The following is an 18050-nucleotide window of genomic DNA, read 5'->3' on the forward strand; positions in this document are numbered from 1 at the left end:
TTGTAATTACAAGGCCTTTTGTAAACTCCCTTTATTTTGTAGTAAGTACATATTGTAGTAAAGTCCTTGTTTACTAAGTAACTCTTGATGTGTTCCTCTTTCTATGATTTCCCCTTCATGCATAACAAATATTTGATCCGCATCTTGGATTGTAGACAATCTGTGTGCAATCGCTATCGTTGTTCTACCTTTTCGCATTTGCTGTAATGCCGTTTGGATAGCCTCCTCTGTTTCTGTATCAATATTTGCCGTTGCTTCATCTAATACTAATACTTTCGGATTAGTTGCTATCGTTCTAGCAAAAGCAATTAATTGCCTTTGACCACTAGAAAATGCAGCTCCTCTTTCGACTACTTCTGTATCATACTGCTCTGGTAATTTTTCAATAAACGTATTCGCTTGCACAAATCGTGCTGCTTTTTCTATCTCTTCATCCGTAATTTCTTCATTATACATACGAATATTTTGCTTTACATTTCCCGCAAATAAAAATGCATCTTGTAACACAAGACCAATTTTCTTCCGAATTTCTTGTTCTCCAAACTTCTCTAAATCCACTCCATCTATTACAATATTCCCTGATTTAATATTGTAAAACCTCATTAATAAATTCATAATTGTACTCTTACCACTACCAGTGTGTCCAACGAAAGCAACCGTTTGCCCTGGCTTTACGTGAAAAGATACATTTTTTAATACGTCACGCTTCCCATCATATGAAAAGGTAACATCTTTAAATTGAATTTCTCCTTTATCTACTCGTGGATTTTCACTCCCCATTTGAACAGGAGCTAAATCTTTATCATCCATTAAATGAAATACACGCGATGATGAAACGAGCGCTTGCTGGAAGAATGATAATTTCATCATCATCTCATTTACGGGCTGGAAGAAACGGTGAATATAGTTAACGAAAGCATATAAAACTCCTACTTCAACAGGACTCTTTAAAGCGTCGATTCCAAATAACCCAAGAACTAACGCAATTGCTACAATATGAACAAGATCTGTTGCTGGGCGTAAAAGTAATGCATCTAATTTTAATGTACGACGTCCAGCACTATAATGCTTGTTGTTCACTTCTTCAAACTCTTTTCTCATCCGCTTTTCTTGTCGGAATACTTGAACAATATTCATCCCCTGGATGGACTCATTTAACTTCGCGTTTAATATACTTAGTTGATTACGTACCTCTAAATAAAAAGCTGCACTTTTCCGACGATACAGCACCATAATCGCAAACATAATTGGAATTAATATGAGAGAAAATAGCGCTAATTTTACATCTAATAAAAACATCGCTACTAAAATCCCTACTAAAAAGACTACATTTTTCACGAATGTTGATAGTACACTAACATAAAAATCCTTAATCGCTTCCGTATCATTCGTTATGCGAGATACGAGCGTACCAATCGGCGTACGATCAAAGAAACTTAATGACAACTTTTGAACGTGTTCATACACTTCAACTCGCATATCTTGGACAATCTTAAAAGCGATATTTTGAAAGTACAATAGGTCTAAATAAGTAAATAATACTTTTAGTAAGTGAGCAATAATATACACTACAAATAGAGTAACAAGTACCGATTGTTCAAAGTTGCGTGGTACTAAGTGTTCATCAAGAAATTGTTTAATTAAAAAAGGACCCATCATTTCAGTTACAGTTGCACCAACTAGAAATATAAATGCTAGTGACAATAGCCCTTTATATGGCCTCATATAAGAAAGCAATCTCCTTAAATCGCTCCGTTTTTTCTCAGCCATCATACGCCTCCTTTCTCTACTAACGCCTCTAACTGCTGGCTTTCGTACATTTCTCTATACCAACCATTTTCTTTCATTAGTTGCTCATGTGTTCCTCGCTGCACAACCATACCTTCATCAATAACAAGAATAAGATTTGCATGCTGAATCGCACTTAAACGGTGCGCAGTAATAATCGTCGTTTTTTCTGCTCTTTCTCGTTTCAATGCAGTTAAAATCGTTTCTTCTGTTTTTGCATCTACAGCCGATAAACAATCATCTAAAATTAAAATTTCAGCATTCGTTAATAACGCACGCGCAATGGAGATTCGCTGTTTTTGGCCTCCTGATAGCGAAACCCCTCTTTCACCTACTACCGTGTCATATCCCTCTGGAAATTGAATAATATCATTATGAATACAAGCAATCTCAGCAGCACGGGTAATTTCTTTATATGTAGCATCGGCCTTTCCAAACGCAATGTTCTCCCCAATACTCGCTGAAAATAAAAAATGATCTTGCGGCACATATGAAATTGCAGAGCGTACACCGTGAAGTGTTAAATCTCGAATATCCCGCTCACCAACTTTTAATTCACCATTAAAATGGTCATACTCACGAATTAAACATTTTAACAACGTTGTCTTCCCTGCACCAGTACGTCCTACAATTCCTAACGTTTCACCTTTTCTTAAGTTAAAATAAATATCCTTTAAGTTTAATAGTTCATTTTTCTTATAAGAAAACGAATCAACAGCGAATGAAACATCACCACTTGCTATAGTATGTATAGCATTTTCCCTATTCACTACATCTGAAGTTTGTGAAAGTATTTTCTCCACACGATCATACGAAGCGCGTCCACGCTCCATAATATTAAACAACCACCCAAAGGCTAACATTGGCCATACAAGAGTCCCTAAGTATGTTGTAAATGTTACTAGTTCCCCTATAGTTAATTCGTCCCGTACTACTAATAGTGATCCGTAACAAACTGCGATTAAAAACGAAAATCCGACAATAAGTGCAATCGTTGGGTCGAATAACGAGTCAATACGTGCGACTAAGATATTTTTATGTACGACATCTTCCGATTTCTTCCGAAACGCTTGTAAATCCTCTTTCTCTTGTCCGAGCGAGCGAATTACCTTCATCCCACTCATACTCTCTTGTACTTTATCATTGATTTCAGAAAACGATTGCTGCGCTTTATGAAATCTTCTATGCAATAAAGTTCCATAATAATTTGTAGAAATCGCTACAATTGGCATCGGAATTAAACTTAATAACGTCAACTTCCAGCTAATTGTAAACCCCATCGCTACGAGTACACATCCTCCAACTGCCAATGAGTCAACAAGTGTTAAAACACCCGATCCAGCAGTTTGCTGAATCGCCTGAATATCATTCGTCGCATGTGCCATTAAATCGCCCGTACGACGTGATTGATAGAAAGTTGGGCTCATCTTTGTAAAATGTTCATATAAATTTTTTCGTAATTGACGGGCTAGTTTTAACGATGATCCAAATATCATAATTCGCCATAAGTATCGTAATATGTACATCGTAATGCCTACAACTACTAGCAGAATGACCCATTTCAACAATTTTTCAGACGTTAATGTTCCATTATTAATTTCATCTACTACAATCCCTAGTACTTTGGGTGCTACAAGTTCAAGAAGCGCGACGCCAAATAACATAATAATTCCGATTATGTATGCTCGTTTTTCTTGTTTAAAAAACCAAGATAAATTTAAAAACACTTTCATATTTATCCTCCTCCCTTAAAATGAGCGATGTTTTCAGTTTAACAAAAATACAGAATTTTTAAAAGTTTTAAACATTTTTAAAATCCAAAAGGAAAGGGCACTCAGTAAGAGTGCCCTTTAGCGCTTATTTTGTTTGTTGCTTGTTCATCGCGCTCATCATTTGATTGATTTTCTTTTGGGAAGGTTTTTGTCCCATTTGCATCATCATCATTTTTAACATTTGTTCGTTAATTGGTGGATTTTTTTGTAAGTAATTCATCATGTATTTGCGGGCAATGAAAAATCCTAACGCCACGCCTGCTACTAGTGCTACTACGCCCACTAGAACACCTAACCAAATTGACATATATTTTCCTCCTTCATGTTGTCTACCTTACAGTGTACTAAAACCATTTCAATAAGACAAGATACTATTCGACATTTTTTACACATATGTCCGTACTTGTTTGAGAGGATTTAACCAACCATACTTTTTATTCTCATAATCCATCGCTAAAAATGTTAACTCACACTTTCTAAGCACCTCAAAGAAAGTTGTTTCCATGGATACATTTCCAGAAGTATTCATTCGAATATATTGTGATTTCACCATTATTTCGCCATATTCCGCTCCCGTATAAAGCGTATGCGTATGTTGTGTTCTATCATATTTACCAAGAACCCTCAAAGCTTGTTCTAATTTATGATGAATTTTCATTACTTGTAACGGCATTGTTATATACATCATTTGCTTATATAACACCTTTTTCTCCGAAAGGGAACCAGATTCTGAAAATCGAGCAAATAAATCAAAAAACAAATATTCACGACCAAAGTAAGCTTTCGCAATATCCTCTTGAATTAAATACAATTCATACGTTTTCATTTTTTCCCTCCCGATCTGGACAACCTTTTCCCTACATTATATAAAAGAAAATTTGCAATGATTGTCTGACTATGGAGAGAGAAAAAACTTTTTCTGTCGAAAAAACTCAATTACATAGAAAAATCTCTCCATGCTGGAGAGATTTTTCTAAAATCATTAAAGCATTTCTTTTACTTTACGAACAACGTTCTCTACAGTAAATCCATACTCTTCCATAATCTTCTCACCAGGAGCAGAAGCACCGAATGTATCGATACCTAGTACATCTCCATCAAGACCTACGTAACGGTGCCATCCGATTGTAGCACCCATTTCAATTGCGAAACGTTTCGTTACTGCTTTTGGTAATACAGATTCTTTGTACTCAGCAGTTTGAGCTTCAAAGCGATCCATAGATGGCATACTAACAACAGCTGCATCAACGCCGTCTGCTGCTAGAGCTTTTTGCGCTTCGATTGCTAAGCTTACTTCAGATCCAGTTGCAATTAAGATTACATCAGCAGTTTCTTTCTTACTTGCAGAAACTACATATGCACCTTTTGCCACTTTTTCATAAGTATCGTCTTTTGCGCCTTCTAATGTTGGAAGATCTTGACGAGTTAACACTAATGCAGTTGGTGTTTTTGTAGATTCTAGAGCTAATCTCCAAGCTGCAACAGATTCGTTACCGTCAGCTGGACGAATAACAGAAACATTTGGCATTGCACGAAGTGCTGCTAATTGTTCGATTGGTTCATGTGTTGGACCATCTTCACCAACAGCAATACTGTCATGTGTGAATACATACGTTACAGGCAATTGCATTAATGCTGCAAGGCGAATTGCTGGACGTAAGTAGTCAGAGAATACGAAGAACGTACCACCGTAAGTTTTTAAACCGCCATGTAGTGCAATACCGTTCATTGCTGCACCCATCGCAAACTCACGAACACCATACCAAATGTTTTTACCGCTGTAATCAGCTCTTGTGAAGTCTTTTTCGTTATTCATGTATGTTTTGTTAGAACCAGCAAGGTCAGCAGATCCACCGAAGAATGATGGTACAGACTCTGCAATAGCATTAATTACAGCACCTGAAGAATTACGTGTTGCTGCTTTTGATCCTAATTCATAAGTTGGTAAGTTTTGCTCCCAACCTTCTGGAAGAAGACCATTCATTGCTGCTTGGAACTCGTTTGCTAATTCTGGATATGCTTGTGCATATTCCCCTAACATTGTGTTCCACTCAGCTTGTGCAGTTTCACCAACATCTTGTACTGTTTTACGGAAGTTGTCATATACTTCTTCTGATACATGGAAATCTTGTTCAGCAGTCCAAGCATATGCTTCTTTCGTTAATTTTGTTTCGTCTACACCAAGTGGAGAACCGTGTGAAGCTGATTTTCCTGATTTGTTTGGAGAACCGAAACCAATTGTCGTTCTTACTTCAATTAGCGTTGGGCGTTTTTCGTCAGCTTTCGCTTCTTCAATTGCTTTTGCGATTGCTTCAATATCGTTTCCATCCTCAACACGGATTACTTGCCAACCGTATGCTTTGTAACGATCTTCTACACTTTCAGAGAATGAACGATTTAAATCGCCATCTAAAGAAATGTCATTAGAATCGTATAACACTACAAGACGACCTAATCCTAAGTGTGCAGCTAATGAAGATGCTTCAGCAGAAACGCCTTCCATTAAATCGCCGTCACCGCAAATAGCGTACGTAAAATGATCAACTACATTGTACGCATCACGGTTATATTTTGCTGCTAAATGTCTTTCAGCCATCGCCATACCAACAGCAGTTGCAATACCTTGTCCAAGTGGACCAGTTGTTGCGTCTACACCTGCTGTGTGACCATACTCAGGATGTCCTGGAGTTTTGCTTCCCCATTGACGGAAGTTCTTTAAATCATCCATCGTTACATCGTAACCAGATAGGTGAAGTAGGCTGTATAATAACATTGAACCATGACCTGCAGATAATACGAAACGATCACGGTTAAACCACGTTGGGTTATTTGGATTGTGTTTCATAAATTGAGTCCATAATGTATAAGCCATTGGTGCTGCACCCATTGGCATTCCTGGGTGACCAGAGTTTGCTTTTTCAATCGCATCAATGGATAATGTGCGAATCGTGTTGATAGAAAGTTGTTCGATTGAATGTGACATGCTATTCTTCCCTTCGCTTATATTAGTAAACGTTTTATACATTTATATGATAGCTTCCCACGCAAGATTATACAACATGTATCGACAAATATGTTGATGTTTTTTTGATTTTTTATAAAAAAATCAATGATTCCGGCAATGTATGGGCATTCAATATGACATACTTTTTCATTATTTTTATTTTAGAAAGAAAGGGAATTATCTGTATTTTTATACAAAACACTAAATTCACAAATGTGAAATATACCCGTGTTATTAAATACTATCCAAATTACTTTTCTTATTATACAAAAAAGCACCTTGTGTGGGTGCTTCAAAAAACACTTATACGATTCTCTTTCGGATCGAACTCGAAATAAAATCAATAATAATTACCATCAAAATAATACCTAGTAAAATAATACCTACACGTGACCAATTTCGTGAGCTTAGTGCAAAAATTAAGGGTGTACCAATTCCGCCTGCTCCAATAACTCCTAAAATTGAAGCGGAGCGTACATTAATTTCAAACCTATATAACGTATATGACAAGAAATCCGGTAATACTTGTGGCAATACTGCATGCCAAAGTATTTGAAAACGATTCGCTCCTGTTGCAATCAACGCTTCCGTCGGCCCTTTATCTATATTTTCGATCCCTTCCGAATACAGTTTCCCTAACATTCCAATAGAATGCAGTCCTAAAGCTAATACACCCGCAAAAGAGCCTGGACCAACAGCCTTTATAAATAATAGTGCCATTACTAACTCCGGAAATGTACGAATAAAACTTAGTACAAATTTCCCTGTTCCAGAAGTCACTTTTCCCGTACTCATATTTGTTGCTGCCCAAAATGCAAATGGGACAGATAAAAATGCTGATATAAATGTACCTAATATTGCGATTGCTAACGTATCAATTAAACCATGCAATAAGTCTTCGCCATCCGGTAATGACACGTACGACCAATCTGGATGTAACACCCCTGTCATGATCGCTTTTGTAATTTCGCCAGCTGTATCCTTTATTCCTTCTAGCGGTACTCCGGAAAATGCCCATATATAGAGAACTGCAAGTGCAATAAAAATAATCCAACGATATAAACGCGGTTTCCTTGGTTTCGGTACCACCATCTTCGGTTCACTCATCATAATTTCTCCCGTAACAATGTACTTATATAATCAATTCCCAATACAACAACGAGTGTATAAATAATAATAGAAGCAGTTTGTTGATATTGTAAAAACCCAAGCGTTCGATCATAATATAATCCAATTCCGCCTGCTCCAACTAACCCTAAAACAGCGGCTGCACGTACATTCACCTCAAATGTATACAGAACATAAGAAACGAAGTGTGCCTTCACCTGTGGGATTACTGCATATACAATCCACTGCACCTTATTTGCTCCTACAGCAGTCATTGCTTCTAATGGACCTGGATCAATCGATTCGATTGATTCATATAATAACTTCGCTACAAGCCCAATAGAGAAAAAAGTAAGCGCCAAAATACCTGGAAGTGGTCCAATTCCAAAAATCGCTACAAAAATAGCTGCTAATAATAAATCTGGTATCGTTCGAATTAAATTTAAAACGAATCGAGCTGGACCATATAAAGCCATATTTGAAAACACATTACTCGCCGCGAATAATGCAAGTGGAATAGCTAAAATGGCACCTAAAGTCGTTCCAATAATAGCCATACGAATTGTGTCTAATATCGCCGTTGTAATTACCTGAAAATAGCCCCAATCTGGAGGTACCATCTCCTTCAGTAAATCCATCATATTCGGAAAGCCCGTTACAAGTTTCGAAAATGATGCATCTACCTGTACACTGCTACTCCACAATAATAAAATGATAATAGCAGCAGTTAACATATGCTTCAGTTTACTAGGGGGTTTCGGTATCGTTTTCGAATATATAGTCACATCATTCATTTGACTGCCACCTCTAACAATTCACTGTTCTGAATGGAGTTCCCATAAATCTCAGCAAATTTTTCATCCGTTGCCTCTACTACAGGTCCATTAAATACAATTTCACCTGCATGTAACCCGATAATGCGCGTCGCATACTCTCTAGCCAAATCAATAGAATGTAAGTTTACAATCATTGTAATTCCAAAATCTTGATTAATTTTCTTTAAATCATCCATTACCTGCTTCGTAGTAAGCGGATCTAAAGAAGCAACTGGCTCATCAGCTAAAATAATTTTCGCCTCTTGCGCAAGTGCCCTTGCAATTGATACACGTTGCTGTTGTCCTCCTGATAACTCATCAGCCCGCGCATATGCTTTCTCTAAGATATTCACTCGTCCTAAAGCTTGAAAAGCAAGCTCTACATCTTCTTTAGGAAACAGCCCGAGCGTTGTACGTAATGTAGAATGATAACCAACACGTCCAGCTAATACATTTTTTAAAACAGTAGATCTCTTCACAAGGTTGAAACTTTGAAAAATCATACCAATGTCTCGTCGCATACGTCGTAACTCTTTTCCTTTCGCAACAGTAATAGATTCTCCATCAATAATAATTTCTCCACCTGTAATTTCATGAAGTCGATTAATCGATCTGAGAAGTGTTGATTTTCCAGCCCCAGATAACCCTACCATAACGACAAACTCGCCTTTTTGAATTTCCATATTAATATTATTCAATCCTTTTGTACCGTTCGGATAAACTTTGGAAACATTTCGAAACTCAATCACGCCTTTTACCTACTTTCTACTTAATAATAAAAATCGAAAAACGGCCCACTAACTGAAAACACACACAATTCCAGTTAGTCGCCATTTTCACTGAACCTGTAAAATATCCGTATGTATTATTGCGTTTTTACTTTCTTTCCATAATCACGAACGATATCAAATTTACTATCATCAGATCTAATATATCCTTCATGCGAATATACTTCTTTAATAATTTTTTGTCCCTCTTCACTCTTTCCAATTTCGATAAATGCGTCTTGTAATTTTTTACTCCATCCAGCATCTAAGTCGGAGCGTACAGAAATGGTATCGTTAGGAATCTTTTCTGTGAAGTTCACAATTTTTGTTTGATCAAACACATTAGGATAGTCTTTTTTTACAATATTACGAGCATCTTGGAATACAACCGCAGCATCTACATCCCCATTCAATAGAGCGATAATAGATTGATCATGACCTTTTAATGTAACAGGTTTCACATCTTTTAATGGATCTATCCCTTCTTTCAGCAATACAGCTGCAGGCCACACATATCCTGCTGAAGATGTTACATCTTGATACCCGATTTTTTTACCTTTTAAATCTTTCACACTATTAATGTTAGAATCTTTCTTTACAACAAACTCAGACTTATAATAATCTACCAAGTCTTTTGTTGGAGCTCCTGTTGCATCATCTACTCCAAATCGTTGTGCTTGTAAAATTACATTTGCGGCCTTTTTTTCATGCGCTAATACATATGCCGTTGGAGGCAAGAAACCTACATCTACTTGTTTTGATGCCATCGCTTCTACAATCGTATTGTAATTCGTTGAAATACTAACTTTTACAGGGATATTCAGCTTATCACTTAACAGTTTTTCTAGTGGTTTTGCTTTTGCTTCTAACGTATCAGCATTTTGCGATGGAACAAATTGAACATTTAAAGTCTTTGGTACATAGCCTTTTTTCGTATCTTTACTTTTATTTGCACTTGATTCCTTCGCCCCACAACCACTTAATAATCCCGCCGCTAATACAACCGATGTACCCATTGCAAAAACTTTTTTCAACATGTTAAAGCCTCCATTTTCCTTGTTATAAATTCACTTTTTGTAAACACGTAGAAATATATCACATATTTTCCCATACAATTATTTATTTACAGAATCTTTACACATTCTAAACATTCCAATCAAACTTCATTTCACATATCTGATATGATTAATCGTAAGATAACAATAGAAAAGGTGGATTATGTTGGATCAAAATCGATTTGTAACTATTAACATCTTATTAACGAGCGATATACACGGTAATGTTTATCCAATTCACTATCAAAATAACTTACCAGCAGACGTGGGACTATCCAAAATTTCCACACTCATTAAAAAAGAGCGTTCTACAAATGAACATGTGATTTTAATTGATAACGGTGATTTCATCCAAGGAACTCCTTTTACTTATCATTATGCTACTTATGAAAAAGATAAAGAGAACCCAATGGCCTTATTAGCCAATTATCTAGATTATGATGCTGCAATTATCGGAAATCATGAATTTAATTACGGGATGGACATATTAAACAATGCTATTTCAACTGCCAATATCCCCTATTTATCAGCCAATATTTTAGATAAAAACAGAAAGAAACCGTATTTTGGAAAACCATATATCATAAAGCAAATTGAGCCGAATATAAAAATTGCTATTTTAGGGGCAACAACGCATTACATCCCAAATTGGGAGCAACCTCATCATATTGAAGATTTATTATTTGAAGATGCACTAGAAACAACAAAAAAGTGGGTTTCTTACATCCGTGAAAACGAAAAACCCGACTTACTCGTCGTTGCCTACCATGGAGGATTTGAACGCGATTTACAAACTGGAGAACCTACTGAAGCTTTAACAGGTGAAAATCAAGGCTATGCAATGTGTCATGAAATTGACGATATAGATATTTTACTAACAGGTCATCAACACCGAACGATTACAAACACAAAAGTGAATGGTGTTACAATTTTACAAGTCGGCTGTAATGGGCACTCATTAGGAAAAGTGAAAGTGACATTTGAAAGAAATAATAATGAATGGATTACGACAGAATGTCATTCAGAAATATTGTCTGTACAAGGGATTCAGGAAGATAAAGCTATCCTTTCTGTTGTATGTGATTACGAGGATAAAACACAAAAGTGGCTTGATCAGCCCATTGGGGTTATCAATGGAGATATGCAAATTTCTGATGCTCTGCAAACACGTCTACAAGACCACCCCTTTATTGAATTTATTAATAAAATACAGATGGATGTAGCAGAAGTTGCTATTTCTTGCACAAGTTTGTTTCACAATGAATCTCCGGGTTTTCCAAAACATGTCACAATGCGTGACATCGTTTCAAATTATATTTATCCAAATACATTAAAAGTTATTCGAGTGACTGGAGCAGATATAAAAGAAGCTCTCGAACTCTCTGCTGCCTATTTCACATTACAAGGGGGCGGAAACATCATTGTAAATCCTACATACATAGAACCGAAACCGCAGCACTATAATTACGATATGTGGGAAGGAATTTCATACGTATTAAACATTTCAAAACCAATTGGCGAAAGAGTTACTTTTTTAGAATATGATGGACTTCCAATCAACATGAAGCAAGAATACGATGTCGTTATGAATAATTATCGTGCAAGTGGGGGCGGAAACTTCCTTATGTATCAAAATAAGCCCATTATAAAAGACATACCAATAGATATGTCTGAACTTATTGCTAACTATATATTGAAGTATAAAACGATAGAAGCAACAACAAATTATAACTGGAAAGTTATTAAATAGCGAATCTGTCTATTAATATCAAAAAAAGATGGGCTACGCCCATCTTTTAATTTAATTTTGCATTATCTTGCTTTTTTAAAGCTTTTAATTTCGTCGGTGTAACATCAGTGCCTTCTTCGTTAACGACTTTGATTCCTTTTAATTCGTTTAACATATTTTGACGAAATCCTTTTAAATATTGTTCACGTAGCGATTGGCGCTCACGTTGTTCTTCTTCAGTTAAGCCTTCAGCTTTCGCTTTTTTCGCTAAGAAGTTAATGCGTTCAATGAGTTCGTGACTTAGCATCTCGAATCCCCCTTCTACTCAAAACTGATTATTATCATACAATAGTTAGTCTTCTTTATCAAGCAATTGCTTTGTATATTCTACATATCTTCGATGTACAGTTGCTTTTGAAACATCATGACCAAAACCACGAAGTGTTGCTGCAATCTCTTCGAAAGTTAATTCACTCCTACGCAAACGTACAATTTCTTCAATAGGCACTTCTTTTTTCTCACGTCCTACGCTTAAATGACGATTTTTCAAATTATTCTCTGGACGAAATCCTTTCTCCACTGCTCTTTGCATACCACGTTTAATTTTCAAATTATGGATCTTTCTTTGGTACTCTTCAACAATCCCAATTATATCTAACACCATCGAGTCAGAATCCGAAAGCTGTAATTCACCACTATGCGTGTGCGTATAAACTTTTATTTCCTCTTTATGTAAACAATGCATTAACGCAATCTTCGCATTCCCCCTACCAAGACGCGTTTCATCTTGTATAAGAAGCACATCAACTTGTGCATCTCGAATTGTATCTAGCACTTCTAATATGCCATCACGTTCAATTGTATAACCGCTAGCCTGCTCTTCAATTACCTTTATAACATTCATTTGATAGCGCTCAGCTAAATGCAATAATTCATCTTTTTGACGCATTAATGATGTTTCCTGCGCTTCTTTTGTTGTGCTCACACGTGCATAAATAATTGCATTCATTTCGAACCCCTCTTTCTCACTATATTTTCCCTCTAGTGTATCATAAATCCGCCTTTCGTTCGAACTTATGTTTGTAGAATGTTTTTTCACATGTTATACTTATTAATAAGAAAAATGAAAGAAAACGAGGTGTTAGAAAACATGGAAAAGTTAACGAAACGCCAGCAAGACATTCTCGACTTTATTAAGCTAAAAGTACAAGAAAAAGGATATCCACCTTCCGTACGTGAAATCGGTCAAGCAGTCGGCCTCGCTTCTAGTTCTACAGTGCACGGACATTTATCACGACTAGAAGAAAAAGGATATATTCGACGCGACCCAACAAAACCACGAGCAATTGAAATTTTAGGTGACAACCGAATGGAAACAGAAACACAATCTGTTATTCAAGTTCCAATCGTCGGAAAAGTTACTGCTGGTTTACCGATTACAGCAGTCGAAAGTGTAGAAGAGCACTTCCCACTTCCAGCTAGCATTGTTGCCGGAGCAGATCAAGTGTTTATGTTACGAATTTCTGGAGATAGTATGATTGAAGCTGGTATCTTTGATGGTGATTTAGTCGTTGTTCGCCAACAACAGTCTGCATACAATGGTGAAATTGTAGTTGCCTTAACCGAAGACAATGAAGCAACTGTTAAACGTTTCTATAAAGAAAAAGATCATTTCCGTCTACAACCGGAAAACTCTTCATTAGAACCTATCATTTTAAAACAAGTGTCAGTTATTGGAAAAGTAATTGGCGTATATCGCGATTTACACTAAAAATAATAAAAAGAAGATAATTACCTTATTTATATAAGTGATTATCTTCTTTTTGTATTTTGATAGATTTCCGTTCATTCTATTCCTTATTTACGAGCTTCAATTGTAACATCTCCAGCAGAAGTTTTCCCACTAATCTTTGTACTTCCATTACCAATTGTTATATTTTTATTTTCCTCATTAAAAATTGTCACGTCACCAGCAGTGCTTCGCCCGGTTATAACTGCGTCTTTCGGTTTTTCCAATAAAGTAATATCTACATCACCAGCAGTTGAGCTTGCCTCTAGATCATATTTAGAATCATGATCAATAACATCCACATCACCACTAGCCGTTTTTGCTGTTACTTTCCCTATTACTTTTTTAATATTCACGCTACCAGCTTTTGAAGATGCATCCACATTCTTAGCTGTTATATGTTTCAAATCCACTTCTCCAGCGAGTGTTCCAACACTTACGCGGTCACTTTTCACATCACTTATTTCTATTTGTCCAGCGGCTGAATTTACTTTTATCTCTTGATAAGAACGTTCAGGTATAAATATAGTCAATGTAGGCGTTTGAAAATTGAAAGTAAAAAATGAGAAATCAAATGAAACACCTTTCTCTATTTCTCCTTGAATCTTTAATGTATCACCATCCTCAGCTATACGAATCTTCTGTTTACGTAAATCTCCTGATTGCTTTACATAAAAAGAGGAATCAGGGGATTTTTGGACAACAATATCTCCTGCATCTAACTTAACTTCTACATTTTTTAGCGTTTCATTTTTAATTACGTCTTCTTTATTTCCTTTTTCTGCAGTTTGTACTGCTTTTTCATATGTTTGTGAAATCCCTATTACTCCAATAATGATACAAGCGATAGCTACTAATAATAGTTTTTTCATCATTTACTCCCCTTTTATCATTTTGAAGTTCCATATTACATATCGTACGCATAATCTTTTAAACCACTTCGTACTATAAAAAGCTACAATACATAACAACAAACCAACTCCAACAAACGTGATACTAACGAATAAATCAATCCATAAAAAAGTGCCCATAAACACTTTTAGAATAACGAAAAATAGTGTCACTACACTAGAAATCCCCGCAACCCAAAGAGAAAATATAGTAGCAATAATTGCAATTAATGGGCCTAACACAATAATAAAGTTAAACAAACTAAGTCCAATCGCCGCCATGACAGCTCTTGTCACATTTGAAGTCGATGGATCTTTTTTCATTTCATCAAAGCGATACATCGCAAGTAATTCCTTTGCAATCACTTTCGGAGAACCAAGTCCTTTTATTATTTCCGATTCAGTTTTCCCCTCTTCTACCCCAAACTGAAAGTGCTCTTCATAATCAAATAAAATGTCTTTCCTCTCTTCTTCCGGTAACTTTCTAAGCTGATTCGATAATTCCCGAAGGAACTGTTCTTTATTCATCCCAATTCACCCCTTCAATAATTTCTCGTACACCTTTCGCAAAATCACGCCACTCTGTTACTAATAAATGAAGTTGCGTTTCACCTTGCTCAGTTAGTTGATAATATTTACGAGGCGGCCCTTCCGTAGACTCTTTTAAATATGTTTGAAAATATCCCTCTTTCGTTAAACGACGCAATAACGGATATACTGATCCTTCTGATATTAAAAACTTATTAGAGATTTGTTGAACTAGTTCATAGCCATAACAATCTTTACGTTTTACAAGTGCCAATACACACAGTTCTAACACACCTTTTTTAAACTGAACGTTCAAGGACAATCCTCCTTTCTTATTTTAGTACTGTTTAATACACGGTACCCACTTTATCCATAATATACCACTTAGTACTGTTCATTGCAAGGTACTTAATTATATTTATTCCCTAAATATAAAAAACACACAAATGAAAGCCCTAATAAGATCCTGTTGTAACTGACCATTATTCGGGCTTTCATTCAATTCTAATTACATTAATACAAGACCTCATTCACTTTTTCTCCTCTAAGAACCAACTTCCATTTGTGAGCCCAATAAATTCCGAAACTCACCTTTTGGGGCAATTTCACCTTTTCCTAAAACAATAACAATAATAGTCATCGTTCCTTTCAATCTTTCTAATGCTGATTGGATTTTCACTTCATTTTCAGTATCTAACGCACTCGTAGCTTCATCTAATACTAAAATGGACGGTTGCCTTAAAATCGCTCGAGCTAGTACAAGTCGTTGGCGTTCACCACCTGAAAGCCTCACTCCACGATCTCCAATAAGAGTATCAAGCCCTTTTGGAAGCATTCGCTACAATTTACTGTAGATAAATGACGAAAAAGCCCTGATACCGTAGTATCAAGGCTTCTCTTTCTCTTAGTATAGAGACATGTATTGATCGCGTTCCCATTGGTGAACTTGCGTGCGGAAAATATCCCACTCAATTTCTTTCGCTTCGATGAAGTGCTCAAGTAAGTGATCTCCTAGTGCACCACATACTACTTCATTAGATTGTAATGTAACTAATGCTTGCGCTAATGTTGCTGGTAAATCAGCGATACCTGCTTCTTCGCGCTCTTCTTTTGTCATTACGTAGATGTTACGGTCTACTGCAGCTGGTGGAGTTAATTTATTTTTAATTCCGTCAAGACCTGCAGCTAATAATGTTGCCATTACTAAATATGGGTTTGCAGCTGGGTCAACACTACGTACTTCTACGCGTGTACTAATACCACGAGATGCAGGAATACGTACTAATGGACTACGGTTTTGTGCAGACCATGCTACGTAACATGGAGCTTCATATCCAGGTACTAAACGTTTGTAAGAGTTTACAGTTGGGTTTGCTACCGCTGTAAATGCTGGTGCATGTTTTAAAATACCTGCGATGAAGTGACGAGCATCATCACTTAATTGTAATTCACCATTTTGATCGAAGAATACGTTCTCACCATTTTTAAATAATGATAAGTTACAGTGCATACCTGAACCGTTTACACCGTATAATGGTTTCGGCATAAATGTTGCATGTAAACCATGCTTACGAGCAATTGTTTTTACAACAAGTTTGAATGTTTGAATGTCATCACATGAGCGAATTGCATTTGCATATTTAAAGTCAATTTCATGTTGCCCTGGAGCAACCTCATGGTGAGACGCTTCAATTTCAAATCCCATCTCTTCAAGTTCAAGAACGATATCACGACGACAGTTTTCCCCTAGATCCATCGGCGCAAGGTCGAAGTATCCACCGTTATCGTTTAATTCTAATGTTGGATTTCCTTTTTCATCTACTTTAAATAGGAAGAATTCTGGCTCTGGTCCAAGATTGAAATCTGAGAATCCTAAAGCTTCCATTTCTTTTAATACACGTTTTAAATTGTTACGCGGATCTCCTTCAAATGGAGTACCATCTGCATTGTAAATATCACAGATTAATCGAGCTACTTTACCTTTTTCAGCTGTCCAAGGGAAAATTACCCAAGTATCTAAGTCCGGATATAAATACATATCAGATTCTTCAATACGTACGAAACCTTCAATAGAAGATCCATCAAACATCATTTTGTTATCAAGAGCTTTTGTTAATTGGCTCACTGGAATTTCTACGTTTTTAATTACTCCTAAAAGGTCTGTAAATTGTAAGCGGATATACTTTACATTCTCTTCTTTCGCCAAACGGAAAATATCTTCTTTTGTGTACCTAGCCATTATAAATTCCTCCTTAGTCCCTCTAAACACCTTCAGAATCAGTTATCTTTAGTGAAAAAACCTTGAAATATCACCTTGTCGCAACGAAGTCCGATTAAATCTACCTGTATGTTGTAGTTCATCTCGAAGTATTTTGCGAAGCTCAGTTTTTGAAATTTCTTTCGTTTCTTCTTTTACTTTCACTGCTTCTGTTTGATTTTCTTTCATTAGTAACACTTGCTTAATACCAGCCATATTTAAGCCTTGATCTAATAAATCTTTAATCTCTAACAACTTATCTACATCGTTAAATGAAAATAATCTACGATTCCCCTTTGTACGGGTTGGAGAAACAAGATTATGCTCTTCATAGTAGCGAATTTGACGTGCAGACAATTGTGTTAAATCCATTACTATACCAATAGGAAACAGCGGGGCAGAACGTCTATCTTCTTTCATCGTTTCAGTTCCTCCTTCGCCTTAACTGCTTCTCATTTTATATCATGTTATGTTTAGTGTCAATAGATGTAAGCTTTTCTTACATGATTTTTTTATAATTTTTTTCATTCTTTTTTCTAATGGCACAAA

The 18050-nt window shown here is 36.2% G+C and carries 18 protein-coding genes and 1 pseudogene; 2 read left to right on the forward strand and 17 right to left on the reverse strand.

Translation table 11 applies throughout. From position 1 onward, the window contains the following. Nucleotides 1-6: 6 nt before the first annotated feature. The 9 genes from ACTFQM_RS13460 to ACTFQM_RS13500 form a co-directional block, all read right to left on the reverse strand. Nucleotides 7-1770, reverse strand: coding sequence for an ABC transporter ATP-binding protein (locus ACTFQM_RS13460; RefSeq protein WP_440034792.1), 1764 nt, complete (start codon nt 1768-1770; stop codon nt 7-9). Next, the gene (locus ACTFQM_RS13465) at nt 1770-3521 is read right to left on the reverse strand and encodes an ABC transporter transmembrane domain-containing protein (protein ID WP_440034794.1); all 1752 of its coding nucleotides are present in this window, start codon (nt 3519-3521) and stop codon (nt 1770-1772) included. The genes ACTFQM_RS13460 and ACTFQM_RS13465 overlap by 1 nt, the downstream gene beginning before the upstream one ends. Before the next feature lie 124 nt (nt 3522-3645). Next, nucleotides 3646-3867 (reverse strand): YneF family protein, encoded by a 222-nt coding sequence (locus ACTFQM_RS13470; protein WP_002172951.1) that lies wholly within the window; start codon nt 3865-3867, stop codon nt 3646-3648. Nucleotides 3868-3945: 78 nt separating this feature from the next. Then, a complete protein-coding gene (gene sirA / locus ACTFQM_RS13475; protein WP_025148020.1) occupies nt 3946-4386 on the reverse strand; it encodes a sporulation inhibitor of replication protein SirA in 441 nt (146 codons plus the stop codon). A gap of 156 nt (nt 4387-4542) precedes the next feature. Next, nucleotides 4543-6543, reverse strand: coding sequence for a transketolase (gene tkt / locus ACTFQM_RS13480; RefSeq protein WP_440034796.1), 2001 nt, complete (start codon nt 6541-6543; stop codon nt 4543-4545). A 324-nt stretch (nt 6544-6867) separates the two neighbouring features. After that, the gene (gene phnE / locus ACTFQM_RS13485; RefSeq protein WP_440034798.1) at nt 6868-7671 is read right to left on the reverse strand and encodes a phosphonate ABC transporter, permease protein PhnE; all 804 of its coding nucleotides are present in this window, start codon (nt 7669-7671) and stop codon (nt 6868-6870) included. After that, nucleotides 7671-8465 carry a phosphonate ABC transporter, permease protein PhnE gene (phnE, locus tag ACTFQM_RS13490; RefSeq protein WP_440034800.1) on the reverse strand — a complete coding sequence of 265 codons (795 nt, stop codon included), beginning with the start codon at nt 8463-8465 and terminating at the stop codon, nt 7671-7673. Before phnE (ACTFQM_RS13490) ends, phnE (ACTFQM_RS13485) begins: the two co-directional genes overlap by 1 nt. Then, a complete protein-coding gene (gene phnC / locus ACTFQM_RS13495) occupies nt 8462-9235 on the reverse strand; it encodes a phosphonate ABC transporter ATP-binding protein (RefSeq protein ID WP_427310073.1) in 774 nt (257 codons plus the stop codon). Before phnC ends, phnE (ACTFQM_RS13490) begins: the two co-directional genes overlap by 4 nt. Before the next feature lie 116 nt (nt 9236-9351). Beyond that, nucleotides 9352-10290 carry a phosphate/phosphite/phosphonate ABC transporter substrate-binding protein gene (locus tag ACTFQM_RS13500; RefSeq protein WP_440034802.1) on the reverse strand — a complete coding sequence of 313 codons (939 nt, stop codon included), beginning with the start codon at nt 10288-10290 and terminating at the stop codon, nt 9352-9354. Nucleotides 10291-10474: 184 nt separating this feature from the next. On the opposite strand from ACTFQM_RS13500, the gene ACTFQM_RS13505 reads away from it, so the two are divergent. Beyond that, nucleotides 10475-12058: a bifunctional metallophosphatase/5'-nucleotidase gene (locus tag ACTFQM_RS13505; protein ID WP_440034805.1), complete on the forward strand. Its 1584-nt coding sequence runs from the start codon at nt 10475-10477 to the stop codon at nt 12056-12058. Nucleotides 12059-12104: 46 nt separating this feature from the next. Here ACTFQM_RS13505 and ACTFQM_RS13510 read toward each other — a convergent pair whose 3' ends face one another. Then, entirely contained in the window at nt 12105-12344 is a 240-nt protein-coding gene (locus ACTFQM_RS13510; RefSeq protein ID WP_002172959.1) for a DUF896 domain-containing protein, read from the reverse strand. Nucleotides 12345-12389: 45 nt separating this feature from the next. Continuing rightward, entirely contained in the window at nt 12390-13046 is a 657-nt protein-coding gene (locus tag ACTFQM_RS13515; RefSeq protein WP_440034807.1) for a YneB family resolvase-like protein, read from the reverse strand. A gap of 141 nt (nt 13047-13187) precedes the next feature. Between ACTFQM_RS13515 and lexA the strand changes: the two genes are divergently transcribed. Next, nucleotides 13188-13808 (forward strand): transcriptional repressor LexA, encoded by a 621-nt coding sequence (gene lexA / locus ACTFQM_RS13520; protein WP_048371643.1) that lies wholly within the window; start codon nt 13188-13190, stop codon nt 13806-13808. A gap of 86 nt (nt 13809-13894) precedes the next feature. On the opposite strand, the gene ACTFQM_RS13525 is transcribed toward lexA, so the two are convergent. The 6 genes and pseudogenes from ACTFQM_RS13525 to glnR form a co-directional block, all read right to left on the reverse strand. Further along, nucleotides 13895-14701: a DUF4097 family beta strand repeat-containing protein gene (locus ACTFQM_RS13525; protein WP_440034809.1), complete on the reverse strand. Its 807-nt coding sequence runs from the start codon at nt 14699-14701 to the stop codon at nt 13895-13897. Continuing rightward, on the reverse strand, nt 14702-15244 hold the full coding sequence (locus tag ACTFQM_RS13530; RefSeq protein ID WP_440034810.1) for a DUF1700 domain-containing protein: 543 nt from the start codon (nt 15242-15244) through the stop codon (nt 14702-14704). Then, on the reverse strand, nt 15237-15560 hold the full coding sequence (locus tag ACTFQM_RS13535) for a PadR family transcriptional regulator (protein WP_440034812.1): 324 nt from the start codon (nt 15558-15560) through the stop codon (nt 15237-15239). The genes ACTFQM_RS13530 and ACTFQM_RS13535 overlap by 8 nt, the downstream gene beginning before the upstream one ends. A gap of 228 nt (nt 15561-15788) precedes the next feature. Then, nucleotides 15789-16082: pseudogene (locus ACTFQM_RS13540) on the reverse strand (ATP-binding cassette domain-containing protein); the annotation flags it as partial. A gap of 66 nt (nt 16083-16148) precedes the next feature. Then, entirely contained in the window at nt 16149-17483 is a 1335-nt protein-coding gene (gene glnA, locus ACTFQM_RS13545) for a type I glutamate--ammonia ligase (protein WP_002172992.1), read from the reverse strand. A 48-nt stretch (nt 17484-17531) separates the two neighbouring features. Continuing rightward, the gene (gene glnR / locus ACTFQM_RS13550) at nt 17532-17921 is read right to left on the reverse strand and encodes a transcriptional repressor GlnR (RefSeq protein ID WP_000656783.1); all 390 of its coding nucleotides are present in this window, start codon (nt 17919-17921) and stop codon (nt 17532-17534) included. Nucleotides 17922-18050: the final 129 nt, after the last annotated feature.

It is taken from the genome of Bacillus cereus group sp. MYBK30-2 (genome assembly GCF_051915945.1).
Lineage (GTDB): Bacteria > Bacillota > Bacilli > Bacillales > Bacillaceae_G > Bacillus_A > Bacillus_A paramycoides.

Excerpts from the sequence above, each read along its gene's own strand:
- tkt (WP_440034796.1), bottom strand. The coding sequence starts at position 6,543 with ATGTCACATTCAATCGAACAACTTTCTATCAACACGATTCGCACATTA.
- ACTFQM_RS13525 (WP_440034809.1), bottom strand. The coding sequence starts at position 14,701 with ATGATGAAAAAACTATTATTAGTAGCTATCGCTTGTATCATTATTGGA.
- glnR (WP_000656783.1), bottom strand. The coding sequence starts at position 17,921 with ATGAAAGAAGATAGACGTTCTGCCCCGCTGTTTCCTATTGGTATAGTA.
- ACTFQM_RS13460 (WP_440034792.1), bottom strand. The coding sequence starts at position 1,770 with ATGGCTGAGAAAAAACGGAGCGATTTAAGGAGATTGCTTTCTTATATG.
- ACTFQM_RS13500 (WP_440034802.1), bottom strand. The coding sequence starts at position 10,290 with ATGTTGAAAAAAGTTTTTGCAATGGGTACATCGGTTGTATTAGCGGCG.
- phnE (WP_440034798.1), bottom strand. The coding sequence starts at position 7,671 with ATGAGTGAACCGAAGATGGTGGTACCGAAACCAAGGAAACCGCGTTTA.
- lexA (WP_048371643.1), top strand. The coding sequence starts at position 13,188 with ATGGAAAAGTTAACGAAACGCCAGCAAGACATTCTCGACTTTATTAAG.
- ACTFQM_RS13470 (WP_002172951.1), bottom strand. The coding sequence starts at position 3,867 with ATGTCAATTTGGTTAGGTGTTCTAGTGGGCGTAGTAGCACTAGTAGCA.
- sirA (WP_025148020.1), bottom strand. The coding sequence starts at position 4,386 with ATGAAAACGTATGAATTGTATTTAATTCAAGAGGATATTGCGAAAGCT.
- phnE (WP_440034800.1), bottom strand. The coding sequence starts at position 8,465 with ATGAATGATGTGACTATATATTCGAAAACGATACCGAAACCCCCTAGT.
- glnA (WP_002172992.1), bottom strand. The coding sequence starts at position 17,483 with ATGGCTAGGTACACAAAAGAAGATATTTTCCGTTTGGCGAAAGAAGAG.
- ACTFQM_RS13515 (WP_440034807.1), bottom strand. The coding sequence starts at position 13,046 with ATGAATGCAATTATTTATGCACGTGTGAGCACAACAAAAGAAGCGCAG.
- ACTFQM_RS13530 (WP_440034810.1), bottom strand. The coding sequence starts at position 15,244 with ATGAATAAAGAACAGTTCCTTCGGGAATTATCGAATCAGCTTAGAAAG.
- ACTFQM_RS13465 (WP_440034794.1), bottom strand. The coding sequence starts at position 3,521 with ATGAAAGTGTTTTTAAATTTATCTTGGTTTTTTAAACAAGAAAAACGA.
- ACTFQM_RS13510 (WP_002172959.1), bottom strand. The coding sequence starts at position 12,344 with ATGCTAAGTCACGAACTCATTGAACGCATTAACTTCTTAGCGAAAAAA.